The following is a 17,144-nucleotide window of genomic DNA, read 5'->3' as shown; positions in this document are numbered from 1 at the left end:
TATTAAGATGCTTTTTACAATAAGTAATATATTTTTAATTTATCTCAAAAGAGATTTTAAGAATAACTCTATATGCAGAAATTTCGTTATCCTTAATAATCATTTTTTGATCAGAGACCCACGCAGATTTAATATTTTTCACTGTTTTACTAGCTTCTTTTATTCCATTTTTTGCAGCGTCTTCCCAACCTTTTTCTGAGGTTGCTATTACTTCTATTACTTTAACAATTGCCATATTAATAATTTTTTGGTTAATATTTTATAAAAGGTTCTCTAATATACGAGATACTTTGGTTTTTATTAAATAATAACCACTATTATTTATACGATTTTTTCGATGTTATTAAAGATAATTCGATGAACTACCCATTTATAGCTTCTACAAAGGCTACTTTATCTTTTAGCATCTCTTTTAGCATATTTTCTATACCATTCTTTAAAGTAAAGGTGGAAGAAGGGCATCCACTACAAGCTCCTTGCAAAATTACTTTTACTACTTTGCTTTCTGGATCATAGGATTCGAACATAATATTACCTCCATCGCTAGCAACAGCAGGTTTGATATATTCCTCAATGATATTCACAATATCCTTTGAGGTATCGTCCAGTTTCTCGAAAGTTGCCTCTGCTTGCTTTTCTACTTGGCTTTTAGATACGGTAGCGTTTTCTGAGAGTACTTCCTTACCTTGTTCTAGGTATTCTCTCAAAAACTCCCTTATTTCCATGGTAATATCATTCCAATCAGCCATATCATACTTATTGATAGAAATATAATTCTCATCAATATATACTTCCTTAACAAAAGGGAAGTGAAATAATTTTTCTGCTAAAGGAGCTTCTTTAGTGTCATCAATGCTTTTAAATTCGTGCCCGGATGTAACTAATTTTTTATTTGCCACAAATTTAAGTACCGCTGGATTTGGGGTGCTTTCAGCATAAATAGTTATAGGTGTCTTTTTCGCAGATGTAGCCTCATTAATCACCAACTGACCACTGTTTAAATATTCTTTTATTTGTTCCGCAACCTCGTCCTGTACGTCAGTCCATTCTACAATGTCATATTTATCAATAGCAACAAAGTTTTGCGCAATAAATACTCTTTTTACAAATGGTAAATAAAATAACTGTTGGGCTAATGGTGAATTTTTAGCGTGATCTATATTTTCAAATTCATAGCTAGTATGTTCGGTCAGGAAATAATTAGCTTCAAATTTTATAATACTCGGATTGGAAGTAGGTTCTATTTTTATGTCAAATTTCTTTTCCATGATATATTTTTGGCAAATTTACTAAAAAGTAATTCCATTTTGTGGTAGGGTTTATAACATTAAGAATGTTTTAATACTGGGGTAAAAAGATATGTTCTGGTAAAAATTTATATATTTGAGCCTGGCAAGAAATAATATTTTAATTTGGGAAAAGAAATATTAATGCCCCACAATATAAGCTGAATTAAATAGTTTATATTGAAATAATTAACCTGGTTTTTCCTTTAAAACATAATGCCTCTTATGAATTTGAAGAAATATTATTTGTTGTTTGCTTTATTGACCTCACAATTTATTTTTTCTCAGGAAGGAATTCCGGTGTATGCAGATTATCTTTCTGATAACTTATATTTGGTTCATCCATCTATGGCTGGAGCTTCTAATGCTAATAAAATTAGGCTTACCGCAAGAAAACAATGGTTTGATGTGGATAATGCTCCTAATACGCAATCAGCTAATATTAATTTTAGGACAGGTGATAAGGTAGGTCTTGGAGCAATAATATATCAAGATGAAAATGGTCCTTTTTCGCAGACAGGAGTGTTTGCGACATTTGCGTATCATTTATTATTTTCTCGTGATCGAACTGATCTAAATATGTTGTCTTTTGGTATTAGTGGTGCGTTTATTCAGTCTAACTTAGATACAACTGAGTTCGATGACCCTTTAGACCCTGATCCGGCAATACAAGGTCGACTGCAAAAAGATGGATATTTTAATATAGATGTAGGAATGTCTTATCATTATCTAGATTGGTTTGCTCATTTTACCGTAAAAAATATATTGCCTACCACAAGAGGCCTTTTTGATAATTCTAATAATACTATTGCAGAGCCTAATAATCAGAGAAGATATATTTTTTCTGTGGGATATGTGTTTGGATTAGGAAATGGCGGTCCTTGGAGTTTAGAACCTTCACTTCTTTATCAGGCAACTGACCAAACTAAGGAAAGTACTATAGATGCAAACTTAAAAGTGTATAGAAGATTTGGAGAGCTTGTTTCGCTGTGGGGAGGATTGTCTTATCGAAGAAGTTTTGATGGAGCAGAGTTCTCTCAGACAGGTACAGAAATTGAAAGCCAAAAACTACAGTACATTACACCTTTTCTAGGTATAAATTATAAAAAATGGATGGTAGGATATACCTATAGTTATCAGTCTAATTCTGTGGTGTTAACTAATGGTGGATTTCATCAGTTAACATTAGGGTACGATTTCGGAAAACGAAAAGAGCGTTGGAATTGTCATTGCCCAGCTGTTAACAATTAAATTTTTTTTTTGTTTAAATATAAAATAAGACCGGCTTTTTAGCCGGTCTTTTACGTATTCATTCTACTTCAGTTCCTGTAAACTTTAAGCGTTCATCTCGTATTGGGACTAATGAAGATAGTTCATATATATTTTTATATCCATAACCGTATAGATTAATAAAGGTTGGAATATTTAATGCTAGTTGTATACTCTTGGTGGGGAAATTCAGAGTATCACCATCGATATTATTATTGCAATAAATTAATATTCTGGTTTTTTTATCCGGAATCAATTTGGCTAATTTCTCCTCGGTAAAATCAGAAAAGTTTAAATGGATCGAACCTTTAAGGTGTTTCCGGTTATAAGCAGCTTCTGATCTTGTATCTAATAAAACGGTGCCATTGTCTTTTGTAAAATCAAGAAACTGATCCAAAGGTATTAGTCTGTTTTTTCGATATTCCATGACTTCCTCTGTGATTTCTAAAAAAGAATTATAATCAACTTTAGATTTTTTTAATTCTTGTTTTTTTTGAGACAACATGGGTATAGGTGTTAAAACGATTAATAGGATGATTAGATTTGTTTTCATAGTTTTAGTTTTTATTACTCTTTCCAGCTGAAAGATTTTCTCTCTCCCTGAGTTTTTATAGCTTTAATAAGTGCAGCTTCTAGGTTAGCAGTATCCTTTTTGCTATTGTCTTTTATATACGTTATTCGTTTCTTGTTTAGTTCTTGTATCTTTTTCTGTACTTCTTTTCGTTCATTACTTTTTTCAGTAATGTATTGTTTTAGCTCAGTGTTAGATTTATTCTTTAATTCTTGAGGTAGTTCTTCTTTGGAAACTTCTTCTAACTCGAAATTTTTATCTTCTGCTGCATCTACCAAATCCCAACTTTTGTTTTTATAAAACCCAGAACTTTTACTTACAGTTCTGCTCACAGCATTAGCCGGACTATAAGATCTAGCATTACTATCTTGTTCGGCCTGTAGGCTTATTTTTTTGGAACCTTCGCTTCCATAATAGATATAAGTATTGTTTAATTTTCGATTTAATTGTAGAATGATATCATCATAAGGTGTTGCTATATGTATAGTTTCTCTATTATGATCAATTGCACTATATTCTCCTTTGGTTAAATCAGCTCCATCTTTCCATCTGGTTTCAATACCTTGTTTGTAATTGCCACAAAAAATAGTATTTATAGTGATATCTTTTTCCATAGCATCAGTTGCAGCATCTTTGTAGTTTACTGGACCTTGTGTAAAAGGTTCATTGCCGGCGATAAAGATTAGCTTTAGATGATCATTATTCTTTTTCCAATCTAATTGATTTATAGAAGTATTAATCACTTTACCACAATATTCGTTTCCACCATTGGTAGTTAAGGCAAAAAGTTCTTTAGAAATCTCATCAAGATCCTCAGAAAAAGGTAATACCTGTCTTATATAACCTTCTTTTGATGGTAAACGATCATTGCCATATTCATATAAAGCAATCTGTAGTTTTATTTTGTAATGACCACATTTTGCATAAGACAATTCATTTACGATTTCCCATAGCTGTGCTTTCGCCTGATCGATTAAACCATCCATGCTATTGCTGGTATCTAGCAATAGGGCTACTTGAATATTTTTAGTGTCTGGATCTGTTTTTGAAGTGTAAATCTGATGTGAATTTTCTGATTGAAATGTTAGCTCCGAACGTGAATCATTTTCTGCCTTACATGAAACAGGAATCATTAGCAAGCATAATAAACTCCATATACATACTGTTTTCATAATTGTTGCTTTTTTTAAAATTTAGGCTAAAACTAAGAGGAACTTTTTTGGATAAAAACTAAGAATGAGGAATGCTTTGTTATGAATGAGTGAATTGACCTTATCGGTTAGGGAAGTAATGTTTTATAGTCTAAATATTCTTATGAAAGCTACTCATGAGTAATTTCTGATTTTATTATCCCATATAAATGGATTAAGTTTACCTTCCTTATTTAATATATGATGAATAAATTTTATTTCATTTTATTGGTTATATGGCTGTTGCCTAGCACCTTTTTTGCTCAAGATGATATAAGAAGAGCAGCAGAGGCTGATATAATAATACGAGGTACTGTAAAAGAAGATAAAACCCTAAAACCAATAAGAGATGTAGAAATTCAGGTAGTAGGAGCAGAAGGTAAAGTATATCACACTAACAATTTAGGTGATTTTAAAATACAAGCTAAGATTGGTGATAATATTATTATTAAACATGACAGTTTTAATACAATTTATTATACAATCACGAGTAGAGAAAGAATAGATGTTAAAGTTCAAGAAGATCCATCAGTATCCGTAAAAAATGTTGAAAAACAAAAAAGAGCATCCGCGGCATACGGTGCGAACCTTACTGCTGCTAGAAATTCTTTGAAAAAAGATGCTGCAACTAGTATTGATTATGTTACAAAAGCGCTAGAAACAATAGAGGAAAACGACACCTTTGGGGATGAGAAAAAAGCTGAACTTTTTGAAACGTTAGGAGATATTTACGTTCACTGGAAACAACCAGACTTAGCAGAAAGTAATTATGCAACCAGTCTTACCAATAAGTATAGCACCGATGTAAAAATAAAATTAGGAAATGCCCAATTATTAGGGAAAAATTATCAAGCTTCACTAGTAACTTTTATTGAATTGGAGAAATCCAGGCTTAATTCCTTACAGAAAGTGAAAGTGTATGGAGGGTTAGGAGATAGCTATAAAGGGCAAAACGATAATACCAATGCAATAAATAGTTATAATAACGCATTATCTCTGGCACAAAAAAAGAAGTATGAAGATATCATTGTTGAGTTAAATTCTAAGTTAGCAGAAACACTTCAGAGGCAAGGAAATCTGGATGATGCAGAGGAGTATTTGGGCAATTCAGTGCAACTGGCCAGTAGGAGAAGCAAAAAATCATCGGCGCGGCAAAGAGCAAAAGCAGCCGATTTTTATAATAAGAATAACAGTTTTGATAAAGAGATTGAATTAAGAAAAGAAGCACTTGAGGATATTCAGGATATTGAACGAAAAGAGGAGTTTAGTACGACAGCAAAGGATACTATTTCATCGGCACCAGCAAGTATAGATGATCGAGCCATTACATCACAGGTGCAGAACTATAAAATAGCCAATGCTTTTGCAGCTCAAGCTGAATATGATGAAGCAATACCTTACCTAAAAGAAAGCATTAAGAAAGCAGCCTCAGAAAATGATTTGGTTGTTCAAAAAGATGCTACAAGAAAATTAGGAGAGGTGTATCGCGAAAAAGGTGAACTTAAAAAAGCCTCTGAAGCTTTTGAAGAATATGAAGTAATCATTGATAAACTTTATATTCAAAAAGAGCAAGAGATCTCCCAAGCAACCAGATTTGGTAGAGAGTTAGCGCTAAAAGCAAATCGCATAGCTACCTTAGAAAAAGATAGAGAGCTTAATGAAAGTAAGTATAAACTTGCTTTCGCATCTCAGGAATTAGCTGGACAGCAAAAGATAATTATCTATTCCTTGATTGGATTGTCTATATTTTTGTTTTTGGCTGCATATTTAATGTATCGCAATATAAAACAACAACAATATGCTAATAATTTATTAGCATTAAAATCATTGCGTTCTCAAATGAATCCTCATTTTATTTTTAATGCGTTAAACTCTGTAAATACTTTCATAGCCACTAGTGATGAAAGAGCTGCAAATAAATATTTGACTGACTTTTCATTGTTAATGCGATCGGTTTTAGAAAATAGTGAAGAAGACTTTATTCCTTTAGAAAAAGAAATAGAATTGCTAGAATTGTATGTTCAGTTAGAACATTTTAGATTTCAGGATAAATTCGATTATACGATAGAAGTAGATTCGGAAATTGATATTAAACAATACATGATTCCACCAATGTTACTCCAGCCATATGTAGAGAATGCTGTTTGGCATGGATTACGATACAGACCTGATAAAGGACTATTGTCTATAAATTTCTCTAAAACATATGTGGATACAATAGAAATAACGATTACTGACAATGGAATCGGAAGGGAAAAGTCTAAAGCGTTGAAGACTTTAAATCAAAAGAAGCAAAAGTCGCAAGGAATGAGTAATATCAAAAAGAGAATTAATATTCTAAATACGATGTACAAGGATAAAGTAGATGTTTTTATTTCGGACCTTACAGATGAACAAGAAGGTACTCAAGTGAAGTTAGTACTCAAAAAAGATAAATAACATCTTTTTTTGAAACTATTATGTATATGTGACTTGGAAATAATCAATAAATCTGAAAACTGTGAATTTAACAGCAATTGTAGTAGATGATGAGGCTAATAGCCGAGCAATCTTAAAAAATTATCTTAAAAAATATTGTCCGACAGTTAGAGTGTTAGGAGAAGCAGCGAGCGTTCAAGAAACGCTAACCTTATTAGAATCTAATAATCCTGATCTCTTATTTCTTGATGTAGAAATGCCATATGGAAATGCTTTTGATTTGTTAGAACAAGTACCTGACCGAACGTTTGAAACCGTTTTTGTAACAGCGTATGACCACTATGCTGTAGATGCGCTAAATGTACAGGCTACATACTATCTATTGAAGCCTATAGCGATAGATAATCTTATTAAAGCAGTTGATCACGTTAATCATATAAAAGAGCGTGAAAAAGAACTACAGGATAAAGTTTTAACGCCAAAAGTATCCGCCGCGGCTGATGGAAAGATTACCATACCGCAACAGGATGGTTTCGAGGTGTTAAAAATTTCTGAAATTTTGTACTGTCAAGCTGATGATAATTATACCAAAATATTCCTTAATCAAGGGCAAAAACTAGTTAGTAAAACCTTAAAGTATTTTGAAGATTCTTTGTCTGATCAAGGATTTGTTAGAATTCATAAAAGTTTTTTAGTCAATGTAAGTACGATTGTGCGATATAAAAAAGGCAAAGGAGGCAGTGTACAGTTATCCTCAGGAAAAGAGCTTATGGTTTCCTCTTCTAAAAAGGGAGCTTTATTGGATTATTTTAAATAAGAAAGAATAAGCCTAATTAGCTAAATGATCCTGTCTGCTATATGAATTAGTATAAGCAACTGTTTTTCTTCTTTTGTATAAAGGAGATTCTAGAAACAGTGTTTTTACCTGATTATCCCAGTCCTTGGCGATATCAAAATAGCTACTGTTAACTACAGCCATTATTTTTCCACAATCATCACAGATGTGCTTTTCGTATTCTAGGAAATAATGCGCAAATTCATGAAAAGCAACTATCTTTAGTATTTCCTGATCTAGCATGGCTACCCAGTTAATTACTATATTTTCCACTTTATTGTTTTTATCTCTTGTAAGCATTCCTAAAGTAGAAGCTTGAGGAGAAACAGTAAGTGTATCAACAATATCGATATTTTTTAGTTCAAAAAGTTTGTCATAATATTCAATATTATATTCTTTACAATACTCGAAGAATTTGTCTAAATGCGGTTTTAGTCTTCCGTCTATTTGAACATTATTTTGTGCCACAGAAAAGGTCACACAGAATAATCCAAAAAGCGTTACAATGCTTTTCTTCATAACTACAGAATTAGGGGTAAAAGGGTTTATTAGTATCTTCTTTATTGTAAAAACTTAACAATCAAGAGATTATCAAATAAAAGAAAAAAAGAATTTAAAAAACGGCAAAAAGTGTTAAAATTCGCTAAAGAGTTGTTTTTTAACATTTAATTATTATAAAAAGAAAGTTAATTCTTACATTTTTAAAATATCAATGTTTTCGATACGGAAGAGATATCATGTTTTTTCAAAATCTCTTCTAAAATGTGTAATGATCCATTCGTAAAAAAAGTATGTATTCCTTCTAGTGCATCAGTATTTAGAAGATTGTTTTTAGAAAGAATTACTTTAGTTTGTCTAGCTACTGCTTCACCAGAATCTATAATACCAACATGCTCCGGAAGCATTTTTTTTAGAATAGGGATGAGGTAGGGGTAATGACTACAACCTAAAACAAGGTAGTCAATGTTTTTTTTAATTAAAGGCTGTATATATGAGTCCAATAAGAGATGCATTTCTGGAGTTTGGATCTTTCCTTCTTCTATAAGTTCAACTAATCCAGTTCCAATAACTTCAATAACCTCTATTTTTTTTGCATATAAATCGGATGTTTTGGCAAATAATTCACTTGATAAAGTGCCTTTTGTTGCTAAAACGCCAACCTTTTGAGTTTTTGTGTTTAAGGCGGCGGGTTTTATAGCAGGTTCAATGCCGATAAATGGAATATCAAATTGTTCTCTAAGTATTTTTATGGCATTTGTAGTGGCAGTATTGCATGCAACAACAATGATTTTACAATTTAATTCAATAAGCTTTTTGGTATTCTTAATACTTAGTGATATAATTTCATCAGTACTGCGTTTGCCATAAGGTGCATATTTACTATCTGCCAAGTATATGGTGTTTTCATTTGGCATTGCTATGGCGATTTCTTTCCATATAGAAGTTCCGCCAATACCTGAGTCAAAAATACCTATTGCTTGTTTGTTCATTTTCTGAGATAGTACTGTTTCAAAAATAAAAAAAACAGTGAGTTTAGACTCACTGTTTTTTTATTTTATTCTATAAAGGTAATTTTTTTAGATACCTAAATCCTTTTTCACATCTGCCATTAGATTTTTTCCATCAGCTAAGATAACTCCTGTTCCTGTTGTAGAATCTAATACATATTGAAATCCTTGTGCTCTTGCTACTTTTTGAATAGAAACACGTGCGCTTTCATAGATAGGCTTTAGTAATTCAATTTCTTTCTTCTGAAGATCTTGTAAAGCATTCTGTCTGTAATCACCAATACTTTTTTCTGTATTCTGAACTTCTTGAGCTCTTTTAGCATTTTCTTCTTCAGTTTTGGTAGGAGCTTCTGCTTGATACTTTTTCATCGTATTTTGCAATTCCAAAACCATATTTCTGATTTCTGCTTCGTACGTTTTGTTTAGCTTTTCAATTTCGCTTTTGGCAGCTTTAAAAGCAGGCATTGCTTCCACAAGTTCCTGTGAAGCGATATGTGCTACTTTAGATTGTGCATTTACGAAGCTTGATGCTCCTAGGATGAATGCACAGGCTACTAATAGGGTTCTAAACTTTTTCATTTCAAGTAATATTAAGTGTGTTATAAATTTAAAAATTAATTTCTCTAATTGTCATCATTTTCCTCGGTCTCACCATCCTCATCATTAGAAGGTGTGTCGTTTTTCAATTGCTCTCTTAAAGCTTTTATTGAGTCTTTCTTTCTCTTTTGAGCTTCTATAAGTTTAGCTCTTCTTTCTTCAAATTCCTTTTTCTTAGCAGCTCTTATCGAATCTCGTGCGGCTTTTCTTTCTGCAAGTAATCTTTCTCTTTCAGATTGTTTTAGTGATGCCGCTTTTTCTCTGTCTGTTACTTCTTTTTCCTGTTCAACATTTCTTTTTTCAGCACGTTCTAGTGCTTTTTTCTCTTTTTTACTATTAATTTGCTTTCTTTTGGAAGCTCTATTAATTCTTAACAAAATTTGATCACTGATATCATGTCTGTCGGCAGAATATAACATTACTAAGTCTGCAGATTTATCAAATACAAAATCATATTTTTTGTTTTTTGCTACTTCTTGTACTGCAACAAAAACTTGATCCTGTACTGGTTGTACTAATCTCTTTTTTTGAAGAAATAAGTCCCCATTAGGTCCAAATCTCTTCTGTTGATATTCCAGGATTTCTTTTTCTTTAAAGAAAATATCTTCTTCTCTTTCTTCAATAAGTTCTTTAGTCAGAAGAACACGTTCATTGTTGAGGTCTTTCCTCATTTGTTCTACTTCCTTTAATTCAGCTTCGATCTCCACTTTCCATTTTTGTACTTTGGTTTCCAAATCAGCTGAAGCTTCATTATATTCAGGTACATTCTCTAAGATATAATCCATATCTATATAACCGACTCTTATACCTTTTTGAGCTTCTGCTGTGTTGGAGAAAGATAACCAAAGGATAGCTGCTAATACTAAAAGAACTTTTGTTTTCATGATCCTGTTTTGTTTATAGAAATAATCGTGCCAAAATTAAAATTGTTGTCCAATGATAAAGTGAGTCTCCCATCCATTATTTCCTGTCGTACCTGGAATTGGGTCAAAACCATACCCAAAATCAATACCCAGCAATCCAAAGGCTGGCATAAAGATACGTAAACCTGCTCCAGCAGAACGATTTAATTGAAACGGATTGAATCCTCTAAAGCTATCATAAGATGCTCCACCTTCTAAAAATGCCAGCATATAAATAGAGGCTGATGGTTTTAGAGTAATAGGATAACGAAGCTCTAACGAATATTTATTATAAATTGTTGCCCCATCTTCTACAAAATCTGGGTCATTTGCTCTACTTAATGGTATTAATGATTGGTTTGGATATCCTCTAAGAGCTACAACTTCCCTTCCATCCAAGGCTGTTGCTCCTAATCCGTCACCTCCTAAGAAAAATCTTTCGAAAGGAATATTTCCTCTATCATTGTTGTAAGCTCCAAGAAAACCATATTCTGCTCTGGTTCTCAAGACTAATGGTTGTTTGCCTATTTTAGCTAAGGTAGTATACCAGGTAGCGTCAAATTTAATCTTGTAATATTCTAGCCAATCAAATCGTTCTTGGTCAATCTCACCTCTTTCATCCGCTAGTGTCTGAAGTTCTTCAGTACTCAATCCTGAATTTGGATCATCTAATTGTCCTTGGATATCCGATCTTCTTTCTGCCAATTGACTATAATCTGTACCATCCCATAAAGAATAAGGTAGAGAAAGCTTAGCGATAAGATTAAACTCTGACCCTGATGTCGGGAAAATTGGATTAATAGCTGTATTATTTCTGTTAATTCCTATGGTGTATGCAAGATTGTTAGAAGAACCATTACCAAAGGTAAATAATCTGGTATTGTAGTTTTTTAGGTTATAATGTTGAATACTTATCGCCTGTGATAAGGTAAAGTAATTATCAGGCCAATTCAATCTTTTTGCAATACCAATAGACCCACCAGTAATTAAAAACTTACTATCTCTATCTACATCTCTAGTTCTGTTGTTAAATAAGAACTGTATTGTATGAGAAAAAGATGTAGAAAGCTGAAATGGTCTTTTTCCACCAAGCCAAGGCTCAATAAATGACAGGCTGTATGTTTGGAAAAACTGACTAGCTTGTGCTCTAACACGAAGCGTTTGACCGTCTCCCATAGGTAAAGGACTATATGCTTCTTTATTGAAAATATTTCTGATAGAAAAGTTACTGAAGGCTAAACCTAAGGTTCCAACAAAACCTCCACCACCAAAACCACCTTGAAGCTCAATCTGACTTGCTCCTTTCTCTACTACAGGATAGTTGATATCTATAGTTCCAGCTTGCGGATCGGCATTTTTAAACTGAGGTTCTAATTGTTCAGGATCAAAAAATCCTAATTGACCTATTTCTCTAACTGTCCTTACAACTAAATCTTTGCTATATACTTGACCTGGTTTAGTTCTTAAGATTCGATAAACAACATGATCATTAGTTTTATCATTACCTGTAACTGTAATATGATCAAAATGTACTAGTTTTCCTTCTCGAATTCTTATTTCAAAATCTATGGTGTCGTTTTTAACATTAGTTTCTACGGCATCAATATTAGAAAATAAATATCCATTATTTTGATACAAGTTGGTAAGATCGTTTGCATCGGGTTTAGTGTTATCAGCAATCTGTTTTTCCAGAAGAACTCCATTGTATACGTCTCCTTTTTTGATAACTAATTGTCTTGCTAATTGATTATCAGTATAAACGCTGTTCCCTAGAAAATTAATATCTCCGAAATAATATTTATTACCCTCCTCTATAGCAAGATTTAAAGACACACTGTTATTATCTTCTATAATTAAAGAATCAGTAGTGATTCTAGCATCTCGGTATCCTTTTTCTTTGTATTTACTAATAATATTTTCTTTGTCTTCCTGATAATCATTCTTTATGTATTTCGAGCGTTTCCAGAATCTCCAGAATTTTTTCTGTTTAGTGTTCTTCATTGCTGATCTCACTTTGCCATCAGAAAATTGCTCGTTTCCATTAATCCTAATCTTATCAACTTTTACTCGATCACCTTTATCGATACGAACTAACATATTAACCTTGTTAGTAGGAACAGTATCCTTAACGGGAGTAGTGTTGATTATAACCTTGGTATTAAGAAAACCATCTTTACGATATTTATTGGTAATAAAATTACGTGTAGTAGTAATGAGGTTTTCAGTAACCTTTGCTCCAGATGTCAGACTGTTGTCTTTAATTAATTCTTCCGCTTTACGCTTTCTGATACCTTCTATACGAGCTTGGTTTAACTCCGGAACCTCTTGGATATTAATCTCAAGATAGGCAGTGTCGCCTTCTACTTTAGTGATGTAAAAATTTATATCGCTAAATAATTCAAGATCCCAAAGTTTCTTTATAACCTGACTGATACGATCACCTGGCAATGAAATTCGTTGACCATTCTTAAGACCTGTAAAGGTTATAATGGTGTTTTTACTATAAGTAGATATTCCTGTAACTTCAATATCTCCGATAATATACTCTTTTCCGCTAGTACCTGGTAAGTTTTGTGCCGAAAGTAATACTGTATTTAATAAAAATGCAATAAATGCAAAATACGTAATGGGTAATTTTTTTGTCATCTTTTTAACTAAGCTGCTCACTAGTTTTTCCAAATCTTCTTTCTCTTTGTTGATAATTTAAAATGGCTTCAAATAAATCTGTTCTTTTATAATCGGGCCATAATATTTCAGTAAAATATAATTCTGCATACGCAATCTGCCATAATAAGAAATTACTAATACGTTGTTCTCCACTGGTACGTATTAATAAATCTACATCTGGTAGCGTTTTGGTATACAAATGCTCATTAATGACTGCTTCATTTATAAGATGTGGCGAAAGTACATTATTTTTAACTTTATTGCTTATTTCTTGAATAGTTTTTATTAGCTCTTCTCGACTACCGTAACTAAGGGCTAAAGAAAGCGTCATGTGCTTGTTATCCTTAGTCTTTTCAATAACTTCTAGTAATTCTTTTCTTGCTTTTTCGGGTAGTGCTTGTAGGTTTCCGATAGCGTTTAAGCGAATATTATTTTTTTGAAGTGTTTTTATTTCTTTCTTTAAGGAACTTACCAAAAGCTTCATTAAAGTTTCTACTTCTAACTTAGGTCTGTTCCAGTTTTCTGTAGAAAAGGCATACAATGTAAGATACTTTATTCCTATTTCAGCAGCTCCTTCTACAACTTCTCTAACGGCTTTTGTTCCATTTTCATGGCCAACAGCTCTAAAGAATCCTTTCTTTTTTGCCCATCTGCCATTACCATCCATAATGATGGCTACATGTTCCGGAATGTTAGAATTGAGTTGTTCTTTATTATTCATTTTTAGAATGCACAATAACATGGGATTCTACCCCATGTGTAGGATAATGTTATGCCGGTAAATACATACCAATCATTATTATCCAAATTACCAAATCCTGTTCCAAACGCACTGTCTGGATCACTTCCATCTAAATTGTCAGTGAATGTATATCTCGCACCAATTTCTGCACCTAATACCCAATGACGTCCGATAGTTTTCTTAACACCCACTACCATCGGGATAGCAACACTCCATTTTTCACTATAGGAGCTAATTTGATTGCCATTGTTAGGGTCAACCGCTTTTGCACTATAGTTAAAACCGGTCAAACCTGTGTATAGATATGGAGTAAACTGAGGTTCACCATCATATAGATACCATTCCCAAAAATTAAATTCTAATCCTGCAGATAATTCTTTTACAGAATTATTAAAACTAAAACCTCTTTGAACCCTTCTGTCATCTCCTTTAGAATCATTTGATTTAAGGTTGGCGTATAAAAAAGATGCTCTAAAAGCATGTCTTTTACTTCGATTCCATTTTCCGATCGCTCCAATAGCAAAAGCATTAGGCGAAATATAGTAGGTAGATCCTACGTCTCCAATATAATTAGAACCACCAGCCATCAGTCCAACCTCATAGGTTTGAGAGGTGATAGATTGCCCAAAAAACAAAATTAATACAAAGGATGCTAAGTATCTCATAGATTTTCAAAAGTTTGCAAATATAACAATTAACTTTAGTACACAAGAATTTGAGTAAAATAGTATGAATTAAAAAACACTTTTTAGTAGATTTTATTGTCTAATTACGTTTATCTTCACCCCAAAGCATTTTTTTTCGCAATGTTTTTAAGAAACTATCGCCTTCTAAAACAACCATATTTATTTTAAAAGGCGCTTTTTTTATAACAACTGTAGCTTCATTTGGTAACGTGTGTATTCTTGAATCTAGAGAAACTAAATATGTGTCTTCTCTTCCAGAAACTTGTAATTTGATTTCTTTGTCATCTGGAATAACTAGTGGTCTGGCATTAAGATTATGAGGTGCAATAGGTGTTAGTACCATGCTTTCTGCATCAGGCATCATAACGGGGCCACCGCAACTTAAAGAATATCCAGTAGAACCTGTTGGAGAGGAAATAATCAATCCATCTGCCCAATAAGAGGTAAGAAATTCATCATTAAGACTAGTGTGTACTGTTATCATAGAAGTCGTGTTTCTTCTACTAACTGCAATTTCATTCATTGCAAAGTTTAGAACTCCAAACTCTTCTGTTGGTGGGACAGTATCTATTGTTACAATGGTTCTTGGAGAGATATGAAATTTTTTATCTAATATAAGGTTGATCGTGTCTTTTATTTCTTCTTTTTGAATAGTTGCTAAAAAACCTAGTCTTCCAGTATTGATTCCAGCAATTGGGATACCTAAGTCTCTAACATAAGTAATCGTTTTTAAGATAGTTCCATCTCCTCCAATACTAAAAAAAAGATCATAGGAGTGGTCTAACTCCTCAAAAGTGCTAAAATGAGAATAGCTTTTATCAATATCGTCATGAAGATTAATGAGTTCGAGAAAGTTTTTCTCAATCACTACCTCGATATTATTTTTGTCCAGCGCTTCTAGTAATTGTTGGATATAAATTCCAGATTTTTCGTGATAGAACTGGCCGTAAATACCTATCTTCATTATGATTTAATTTGTTTAGGTGTTAGTTTATATTATTTGTTAAATATTAAGGTATTTTTCTAAATACTGAGACCTTTCCTTAAGATTATTTAAAAATGAATCTTCATGATGCTTAGATACAATGTTGTAGCTATATCTTCTAAATGTTTGGACAATATTATTTATATCACTATCATTTATTTTTAACGTAATTTGGATTACATCGTTTTCCATATTAGAAATGAAAAGACCAAGCAATTTAGCGTTATTTGATTCTACAATTTGTGAAACTTCGCTAAAAGAATAATCTAATACACCTTTTTCTACAATTAAAATATTACCCGGCTCACTTAGAAAAGGAGTTTCGTTAAAAAGATTCATAATATCTCTTAATTCAAAATATCCTTGATAGTTGTTGTCATCATCAAGAACAGGTAATATGTTAGAATGATTTTGTGCAAAGGATTCTAAAATATCTAACCAGTTGGCATCAGCTCTAACAAAAAAACCTTCTAAAGCATAAAGATAGGATTCTAATATTTCTTCAGTTTCAAAACATCTAACATCTGCTTCTGATATGCATCCTACATAAATACCATCTTTTAAGACAGGAAAATGAGTGTAGGTAAGTTCGTTAAATAATAATTGTGCGTCCGCAACCTTTGCGGTTGTAGACAGTGGATCTATTTCATTTATTATATATAAGCTTGTCTTCATATTCCCGGGGCTTTTTATGCAAATTAATCAAAAATATGTAACCGAGGCACTCTCAAGTTCGTATTTTTGCTTTTTATTAAAAGTTATATCAAAAACTATGACAAAATTAAGTGTTAATGTCAATAAAATAGCAACGCTACGTAATTCAAGAGGAGGTGATACGCCAAATTTACTTAAAGTGGCTGCAGATATTCAGGATTTTGGAGGAGAAGGAATCACTATTCATCCTCGACCTGATGAAAGACATATTAGGTATCAGGACGCTTATGATTTAAAACCAATAGTTCATACGGAATATAATATAGAAGGAAATCCAATACCAAAATTTGTTAATCTTGTGAACGAGGTGAAGCCAACTCAGGTAACGCTAGTTCCTGATGCAGTTGAAGCTATAACTAGTAATGCGGGTTGGGATACAGTAAAACATAAAAGCTTTTTAAAGGAAATAATCTCAGAGTTTAAAAGAAACGGTATCAGAACTTCAATTTTTGTAGATCCTGTAAGACAGATGGTTGAAGGAGCTAAAGAAACCGGTGCTGATCGAATCGAATTGTATACAGAGTCTTTTGCGTCTGAATATAATAAAGGTAATTTAGATTCAATTCTACCATACGCAGAATGTGCTAAGTTGGCCTTAGATTTAGAGATAGGTATAAATGCAGGTCACGATCTTTCGCTTGATAATATTAAATTTTTTAAAGAAAATATTCCTGGATTGCTTGAGGTTTCTATTGGACATGCATTGATTAGTGAATCCTTATATCTTGGTTTGGAAAACGTCGTTAATATGTATTTACACAGACTTAAATAATG

The 17,144-nt window shown here is 32.5% G+C and carries 17 protein-coding genes; 4 read left to right on the top strand and 13 right to left on the bottom strand.

The window, feature by feature from the left end:
- Positions 1-34: 34 nt before the first annotated feature.
- Positions 35-235: a dodecin family protein gene (locus tag Q0829_RS08025; protein ID WP_118459056.1), complete on the bottom strand. Its 201-nt coding sequence runs from the start codon at positions 233-235 to the stop codon at positions 35-37.
- A 127-nt stretch (positions 236-362) separates the two neighbouring features.
- Complete coding sequence (locus tag Q0829_RS08020) at positions 363-1,268, bottom strand: NifU family protein (RefSeq protein WP_298541658.1); 906 nt, start codon at positions 1,266-1,268, stop codon at positions 363-365.
- Between the two features lie 243 nt (positions 1,269-1,511).
- Here Q0829_RS08020 and Q0829_RS08015 point away from each other — a divergent pair, with 243 nt between their 5' ends.
- Positions 1,512-2,537: a type IX secretion system membrane protein PorP/SprF gene (locus Q0829_RS08015; protein ID WP_298541657.1), complete on the top strand. Its 1,026-nt coding sequence runs from the start codon at positions 1,512-1,514 to the stop codon at positions 2,535-2,537.
- Between the two features lie 58 nt (positions 2,538-2,595).
- Here Q0829_RS08015 and Q0829_RS08010 read toward each other — a convergent pair whose 3' ends face one another.
- Both Q0829_RS08010 and Q0829_RS08005 read right to left on the bottom strand, forming a co-directional pair.
- On the bottom strand, positions 2,596-3,108 hold the full coding sequence (locus Q0829_RS08010; protein ID WP_298541656.1) for a rhodanese-like domain-containing protein: 513 nt from the start codon (positions 3,106-3,108) through the stop codon (positions 2,596-2,598).
- 14 nt (positions 3,109-3,122) lie between these two features.
- Entirely contained in the window at positions 3,123-4,298 is a 1,176-nt protein-coding gene (locus Q0829_RS08005) for a vWA domain-containing protein (protein ID WP_298541655.1), read from the bottom strand.
- A 219-nt stretch (positions 4,299-4,517) separates the two neighbouring features.
- Between Q0829_RS08005 and Q0829_RS08000 the strand changes: the two genes are divergently transcribed.
- Together Q0829_RS08000 and Q0829_RS07995 are read left to right on the top strand one after the other, a co-directional pair.
- Positions 4,518-6,755, top strand: a complete 2,238-nt coding sequence (locus Q0829_RS08000; protein WP_298541654.1) for a histidine kinase — start codon at positions 4,518-4,520, stop codon at positions 6,753-6,755.
- 61 nt (positions 6,756-6,816) lie between these two features.
- The gene (locus Q0829_RS07995) at positions 6,817-7,551 is read left to right on the top strand and encodes a LytTR family DNA-binding domain-containing protein (protein ID WP_298541653.1); all 735 of its coding nucleotides are present in this window, start codon (positions 6,817-6,819) and stop codon (positions 7,549-7,551) included.
- A 12-nt stretch (positions 7,552-7,563) separates the two neighbouring features.
- Here Q0829_RS07995 and Q0829_RS07990 read toward each other — a convergent pair whose 3' ends face one another.
- The 9 genes from Q0829_RS07990 to Q0829_RS07950 all read right to left on the bottom strand — a co-directional run bounded on the left by Q0829_RS07990 (position 7,564) and on the right by Q0829_RS07950 (position 16,331).
- Positions 7,564-8,088, bottom strand: coding sequence for a hypothetical protein (locus Q0829_RS07990; RefSeq protein ID WP_298541652.1), 525 nt, complete (start codon positions 8,086-8,088; stop codon positions 7,564-7,566).
- 182 nt (positions 8,089-8,270) lie between these two features.
- Entirely contained in the window at positions 8,271-9,059 is a 789-nt protein-coding gene (murI, locus tag Q0829_RS07985; RefSeq protein ID WP_298541651.1) for a glutamate racemase, read from the bottom strand.
- A gap of 87 nt (positions 9,060-9,146) precedes the next feature.
- Complete coding sequence (locus Q0829_RS07980) at positions 9,147-9,656, bottom strand: OmpH family outer membrane protein (RefSeq protein ID WP_298541650.1); 510 nt, start codon at positions 9,654-9,656, stop codon at positions 9,147-9,149.
- Between the two features lie 44 nt (positions 9,657-9,700).
- Positions 9,701-10,558, bottom strand: coding sequence for an OmpH family outer membrane protein (locus Q0829_RS07975; protein ID WP_298541649.1), 858 nt, complete (start codon positions 10,556-10,558; stop codon positions 9,701-9,703).
- A gap of 36 nt (positions 10,559-10,594) precedes the next feature.
- On the bottom strand, positions 10,595-13,222 hold the full coding sequence (locus Q0829_RS07970; protein WP_298541648.1) for a POTRA domain-containing protein: 2,628 nt from the start codon (positions 13,220-13,222) through the stop codon (positions 10,595-10,597).
- Between the two features lie 4 nt (positions 13,223-13,226).
- Positions 13,227-13,964 (bottom strand): isoprenyl transferase, encoded by a 738-nt coding sequence (locus Q0829_RS07965; protein WP_298541647.1) that lies wholly within the window; start codon positions 13,962-13,964, stop codon positions 13,227-13,229.
- Positions 13,965-13,966: 2 nt separating this feature from the next.
- On the bottom strand, positions 13,967-14,650 hold the full coding sequence (locus Q0829_RS07960; RefSeq protein ID WP_298541646.1) for a DUF6089 family protein: 684 nt from the start codon (positions 14,648-14,650) through the stop codon (positions 13,967-13,969).
- Between the two features lie 100 nt (positions 14,651-14,750).
- Entirely contained in the window at positions 14,751-15,635 is an 885-nt protein-coding gene (locus tag Q0829_RS07955; RefSeq protein ID WP_298541645.1) for an NAD kinase, read from the bottom strand.
- 39 nt (positions 15,636-15,674) lie between these two features.
- Positions 15,675-16,331 (bottom strand): CBS domain-containing protein, encoded by a 657-nt coding sequence (locus Q0829_RS07950; protein WP_298541644.1) that lies wholly within the window; start codon positions 16,329-16,331, stop codon positions 15,675-15,677.
- Between the two features lie 97 nt (positions 16,332-16,428).
- On the opposite strand from Q0829_RS07950, the gene Q0829_RS07945 reads away from it, so the two are divergent.
- Positions 16,429-17,142 carry a pyridoxine 5'-phosphate synthase gene (locus tag Q0829_RS07945; protein ID WP_298541643.1) on the top strand — a complete coding sequence of 238 codons (714 nt, stop codon included), beginning with the start codon at positions 16,429-16,431 and terminating at the stop codon, positions 17,140-17,142.
- Positions 17,143-17,144 lie beyond the last annotated feature (2 nt).

It is taken from the genome of uncultured Aquimarina sp. (assembly GCF_947492405.1).
GTDB lineage: Bacteria > Bacteroidota > Bacteroidia > Flavobacteriales > Flavobacteriaceae > Aquimarina.
This window is presented reverse-complemented; position numbering and strand designations above follow the sequence as displayed.

Excerpts from the sequence above, each read along its gene's own strand:
- murI (WP_298541651.1), bottom strand. The coding sequence starts at position 9,059 with ATGAACAAACAAGCAATAGGTATTTTTGACTCAGGTATTGGCGGAACT.
- Q0829_RS07990 (WP_298541652.1), bottom strand. The coding sequence starts at position 8,088 with ATGAAGAAAAGCATTGTAACGCTTTTTGGATTATTCTGTGTGACCTTT.
- Q0829_RS07945 (WP_298541643.1), top strand. The coding sequence starts at position 16,429 with ATGACAAAATTAAGTGTTAATGTCAATAAAATAGCAACGCTACGTAAT.
- Q0829_RS08025 (WP_118459056.1), bottom strand. The coding sequence starts at position 235 with ATGGCAATTGTTAAAGTAATAGAAGTAATAGCAACCTCAGAAAAAGGT.
- Q0829_RS07970 (WP_298541648.1), bottom strand. The coding sequence starts at position 13,222 with ATGACAAAAAAATTACCCATTACGTATTTTGCATTTATTGCATTTTTA.
- Q0829_RS08020 (WP_298541658.1), bottom strand. The coding sequence starts at position 1,268 with ATGGAAAAGAAATTTGACATAAAAATAGAACCTACTTCCAATCCGAGT.
- Q0829_RS07965 (WP_298541647.1), bottom strand. The coding sequence starts at position 13,964 with ATGAATAATAAAGAACAACTCAATTCTAACATTCCGGAACATGTAGCC.
- Q0829_RS07950 (WP_298541644.1), bottom strand. The coding sequence starts at position 16,331 with ATGAAGACAAGCTTATATATAATAAATGAAATAGATCCACTGTCTACA.
- Q0829_RS07975 (WP_298541649.1), bottom strand. The coding sequence starts at position 10,558 with ATGAAAACAAAAGTTCTTTTAGTATTAGCAGCTATCCTTTGGTTATCT.
- Q0829_RS07960 (WP_298541646.1), bottom strand. The coding sequence starts at position 14,650 with ATGAGATACTTAGCATCCTTTGTATTAATTTTGTTTTTTGGGCAATCT.
- Q0829_RS07980 (WP_298541650.1), bottom strand. The coding sequence starts at position 9,656 with ATGAAAAAGTTTAGAACCCTATTAGTAGCCTGTGCATTCATCCTAGGA.
- Q0829_RS08015 (WP_298541657.1), top strand. The coding sequence starts at position 1,512 with ATGAATTTGAAGAAATATTATTTGTTGTTTGCTTTATTGACCTCACAA.
- Q0829_RS08000 (WP_298541654.1), top strand. The coding sequence starts at position 4,518 with ATGATGAATAAATTTTATTTCATTTTATTGGTTATATGGCTGTTGCCT.
- Q0829_RS08010 (WP_298541656.1), bottom strand. The coding sequence starts at position 3,108 with ATGAAAACAAATCTAATCATCCTATTAATCGTTTTAACACCTATACCC.
- Q0829_RS08005 (WP_298541655.1), bottom strand. The coding sequence starts at position 4,298 with ATGAAAACAGTATGTATATGGAGTTTATTATGCTTGCTAATGATTCCT.
- Q0829_RS07955 (WP_298541645.1), bottom strand. The coding sequence starts at position 15,635 with ATGAAGATAGGTATTTACGGCCAGTTCTATCACGAAAAATCTGGAATT.